At 32.9% G+C, this 4,573-nt stretch carries 5 protein-coding genes; 3 read left to right on the top strand and 2 right to left on the bottom strand.

Annotation, left to right across the window (positions count from 1 at the left end):
- The first annotated feature begins 71 nt into the window (after window positions 1-71).
- Both repM and F975_RS00840 read left to right on the top strand, forming a co-directional pair.
- Window positions 72-977, top strand: a complete 906-nt coding sequence (gene repM / locus F975_RS00845; RefSeq protein WP_004749418.1) for a replication initiation protein RepM — start codon at window positions 72-74, stop codon at window positions 975-977.
- Window positions 978-1,039: 62 nt separating this feature from the next.
- Window positions 1,040-1,597 carry a plasmid replication DNA-binding protein gene (locus F975_RS00840; protein WP_004749417.1) on the top strand — a complete coding sequence of 186 codons (558 nt, stop codon included), beginning with the start codon at window positions 1,040-1,042 and terminating at the stop codon, window positions 1,595-1,597.
- A 131-nt stretch (window positions 1,598-1,728) separates the two neighbouring features.
- Here the strand turns inward: F975_RS00840 and F975_RS00835 are convergent, their stop codons facing one another.
- Window positions 1,729-2,736, bottom strand: a complete 1,008-nt coding sequence (locus tag F975_RS00835) for an Abi family protein (protein WP_004749416.1) — start codon at window positions 2,734-2,736, stop codon at window positions 1,729-1,731.
- Between the two features lie 96 nt (window positions 2,737-2,832).
- Complete coding sequence (locus F975_RS00830) at window positions 2,833-3,297, bottom strand: helix-turn-helix domain-containing protein (RefSeq protein ID WP_004749415.1); 465 nt, start codon at window positions 3,295-3,297, stop codon at window positions 2,833-2,835.
- Window positions 3,298-3,617: 320 nt separating this feature from the next.
- Between F975_RS00830 and F975_RS00825 the strand changes: the two genes are divergently transcribed.
- Window positions 3,618-4,573, top strand: a 956-nt coding sequence (locus tag F975_RS00825; RefSeq protein WP_004749414.1) for a hypothetical protein, incomplete at its 3' end; no start/stop codon positions are given.

The following is a 4,573-nucleotide window of genomic DNA, read 5'->3' as shown; positions in this document are numbered from 1 at the left end:
TTAACTATGAGGGATTGACTACTAACTATGAGAATATTATATTACTCATAATTAGTTAAAAAAGTATAAAAATGGGCTTATCTAAAAAAGAGTTAATCGTTAAATCAAATCAAGTAATTGAAGCTTCATACCAATTAAGCTCAACGGAACAACGTATTGTTCTAGCAGCTATCAGTAAAATTAGTAGAGATGCAGAAATTACAGATGATGAAATTTATCGAGTTACCGTTGATGATTTAAAAAGTCTAGGTATTCATGAAAAAACAGCTTATAGAGATCTAAAAGATGGGGTTAATCGTTTATATGATAGGTCGATAAACCTAGCTATAGATGACGAATCAATAAAAATGAGATGGGTTCAATCTATAAGATTTCTAGAAAGTAAAAGCGTTGTTGGACTTAGATTTTCTAAAGAAATTTTACCGTTCATCTCTAATTTAAGTCGTGAGTTTACGAAGTATTCCTTATCGGATATAGCAGGTATGAGTAGTGCATATGCTATACGTATCTACGAGTTATTAAGCCAATATCGATCTATAGGAAAACGTGAGATCTCTGTTGAGAGTTTACGGACAATGTTAGAACTCGGCAAAAGATATCCTTTGTTCGCTGATTTAAAAAGGTGGGTAATTGATACGGCTGTAGATCAAATTAATGAATACAGTCCGTTAGAAGTCAAATATGAGCAAAAGAAAACTGGTCGAAAAGTTACTCATATTTGTTTTTCATTCAAAGAAAAGACCAAAAAAATTGCTCAACTTGATCAAGGTCTCTCTACAGATAAGTTTTATAAACTCACAGATCCACAAATCAATATGTTTGGTAATCAACTTTCTCAGCTTTCTGAATTTTCTCATCTTGCATTTGGCAATGAAAGCTATGAAGTTTTAGCATCCAAAATCAAAGAAATGCTCCGTGATCCAGTGCAGCAAAAACTATTTATACCTCATTTAAAAAACCTTGGTTTTAAACCTTGAGTGTATCGGAGAATACACCTATTGTATTCTCCGATACGTTTTCAGAATACACAGCAATACACATGAATACAGTCACAAAATACAGTGTTAGTGATGCTGCAACACTTTATAAAAAGTCACGAGCCACATTATATAAAGATATAAAAAACGGTATCTTAAGTAGAGATCATGATGGTCTCATCGATTTTTCCGAATTGCTGCGTGTGTATGGAGAGCCATTTCATACAAAACAAACAAAACGTATCGATACGTCTCCGATACAAACTTTGAATACACCTGAATACACAGATAAAACAGTTGTAGAATTGAGAAATCAGATCGATTTTTTAAAGAAACAATTAGAAAAAGCAGAAGACCGTGAAGCCAAAGCCAATGCACGTATCGATACGCTTCTTACCCTGATTGAAATGAAGCCTGCACCATCCAATATAACTACGTTTACCGATCAAAACCCAGCGCAACCAACTGCCTCTCCAACAAATCCAGAACCCGAGCCAGCGACAAGCAATGGTGAGGTTACTACACCAGAACAACCGAAACGTTACCCAGTGCCGGAACAGGTCGAACCAGAACAAGAGCAAAGGGGCTTCTGGAGCCGATTTTTCAAGCCTTATGGGTAGGATGATTGTTCACAGTGGCTAATCAAAAACGTGGAACAATGGTTAAGGAATGAGCGTGGAACGTGAAAGATCACAAAAAAAGCCCAATCGAGGTAGAATGGGCTATCAAGTCTTCACTATATAATTGAAAATTAACAATTAATATAAGAATTTCGTATAAGCGGTATTATGTTAATTTTAGAAAAACTACTTAAACTTGAAGATGAATTGATGAATTGATGAATTGATGAATTATGCTTCGCATTAAATTGACTTAATAAAATTGGTAATAAATACGAACTAGTATCACCGCCAGAAATTTTCAAAACTTCTAAAATATTTATATCTAATAAGGTATTAAGAAGCATCCAATATTGTGTTTTTTTCACATCAGACAAAAAAACTGGATTAATATTAACTAAAAATAATCCAAGTAACTCCATCAACCGGCGTAAGCTGATAATCAAATGTTGAGGTGTTCTTGGAATAAACTCACGCTTAGGATATTTCGACTCAGGCGTTTTTAAAATACTATCTTGATGACTGATTCTATTACGGATGTTTTTTAGCCTGAATAATGTATCAACCTGCTCATTTAAAAGGTTTATATTGAAGTTTCCCTGAAAATTAGGAAAAATTTCACGCAAAACACTACTCAAACTATTGGCATGATATGGATGTTTCAAACCATTCATTAAACTTACCCAAAAGCCAAAGCTCAAATTAGCCACAATGTCATCAGGTAATGGGAAATGTCTCCGATTCTTTTTTAATAAATCCAAAACAGCATTAATAACCATACTTTGACAGTCTGGTGATAGCTGAAATGGAGATGAGAACCTTACAGAATTTTTTAATGTTTTTAGTTGAGTCTTGCTTGGTTTACGAGGTAAATCCTGATATTGATTATAAATATTAGATAAAACCTCATAATCAATGAACCAATATTCACTATTACTTGTTAGCTGCACATATTTTTTAGATAAACAAACATGTAGATGACTCCGAAGCATGACTTCAAAATCACCAATCATTAAAAATAATTGTGATGATATTAGGCGGCACCAACTATAAGCTCCATTCAATGCAAATGCGTTATTTGGAACATTAAAAAAGCTTTCGTACGATGCAAATCTGATTGAAGGAATTGAATATGACACTTGCAAATTTTCCTAATTCTCTTAGAATGTAGTGAGAAAGATATAGAGAGTCTCAATTTAGAGGCGACTCTATTATCAAAAATGAGCTAAACCCCGCTATATAGTGGGGTTTTTGCTTTCTAGTTTTAGGCGATCATCGCCTCCTCTTCTTTCCACTGCTTTTTTAAGTTCACGAGTTTCTTTGAACTCAGGAGCTAATTCGTTTAATTTTTCGACCAACCCAGATAAATCATATTTATTCGTAGTTCGTCCTTTTCCTGCAACGACTCTTGCTTCTCTTTTTATTAAACCAGCTGCTTCTAAGTCTGCTAAATAGCGCTGTACTTGTCTCGCCCCCAAGCCGACTCGATTTCCTAAATCTTTTTTGCTAGGGAAAGGTTTGTTTCCAGCATCCCACCAATAATCAAGTAGTTGTATTAATAGAATTAACTGAGATGGGTTAACCCCTATACGCTTTTGTGCACGTAAGAGAATTGAAGGGACAATACAGAACCCTTCATCAAGTATTTCTTTGCTCCATTTCTTTTGTGTTCTGTGGATGGTACTTTTTTCAACTGCCATTTTTGATACCAAGTCATATTTTTGATAAAATTTATCACTAAAATCATATATATGAAATAAAAAACTATAGACATATAGTTCTATAGGCTAAAGACAAATATGTCTATAAGTTAGAGTCAGATCTGTCTCCCAAATAAATACCCACTTACCTAGTACCTAGTAAATACCATAACAATAGAACAATTTAGCTATAGTCTATGATGACTATAGCTGTATTAATAAGTTTAAAATTAATTGGAAAAAGGTATTGAAAACATAGTACTTAATACCCATAAAAACTTGATTGATTAAAAAATACACTTTTATATTAGAGATAATTGATGAACGAAAAAACAAACCATCAAGATGAGATTAATGCTTTAAAGAAAGATATTCTATTTAAAATTGATCTTCTAAAACGTCGGGGAGCATTATGTGGTGAACTAAACACTAAGTTTACTAATATAGGTTTTAGCAACTCCAATACTTTTAAAGCTCTGAATGCTAAGATAAAAAATTTAGATTCGGGCGACGTTAAAAAGCAACTTACTCAAGTACAGCAAGTTATAGATAAGCAATTGTCTGATCACATAAAGTTTACAAATAAAAGAGCTTATTTTTATGCTCTTCCAAAAGTAGAGCTGAACAAGATTTTTTCCCTATTACAGCAACCAAATGAATTTTTTCTGTTAGGTGAAAACAATACATCTTTCAATCTTGATGAACTCACTCATGATTTAATTGAAACAAGCTTAATTGTTGAGGATAATGACTTCAAAGTTATCTACTTAAAAAATGCAAGAAATCGTAGAGATAACATTAGAATACAAGGTGAGATTTCAAAAATAAAATCTGTTGAAAATGAAGAAATTATTGATTTGATTAAAGTTATTCAATACTCAATGAATGCTTATGACTTCATAGCTTTTGATTTAAAGAATGAGCATTTAATCATTGGTGGAGATTTGAATGAAATCTTTCCTCGACAAGAAACAGAAAAAGCTATTGAGAAAATACAAATCGCCATACGTAAACTTGGAAAATTATCTGATTTAAAGAAAAAGAACTTACGTAATTGTGTAGAAAATTTAGAGAATGAAGAAGGTGGCGATGTATTGGACCACGCATTTATAACTGCTGATGGAGGTTATAATCATGCTGGAAAAAGCATAACTAGTGGGCAGGATGTTAGAAAAGATAATTTCCACTCTGATGGAATCAAAGGGAAAGAAGCTGATTACTATGGGATAGTTAAAGCATATACGCTTCAAAATGAAGAAAAAGTAATTGTGAAAAT

It is taken from the genome of Acinetobacter brisouisimilis, assembly GCF_000368265.1.
GTDB lineage: Bacteria > Pseudomonadota > Gammaproteobacteria > Pseudomonadales > Moraxellaceae > Acinetobacter.
Note: the sequence above shows the minus strand (reverse complement) of the source record. Positions and strands in the feature narration are given on the sequence as shown.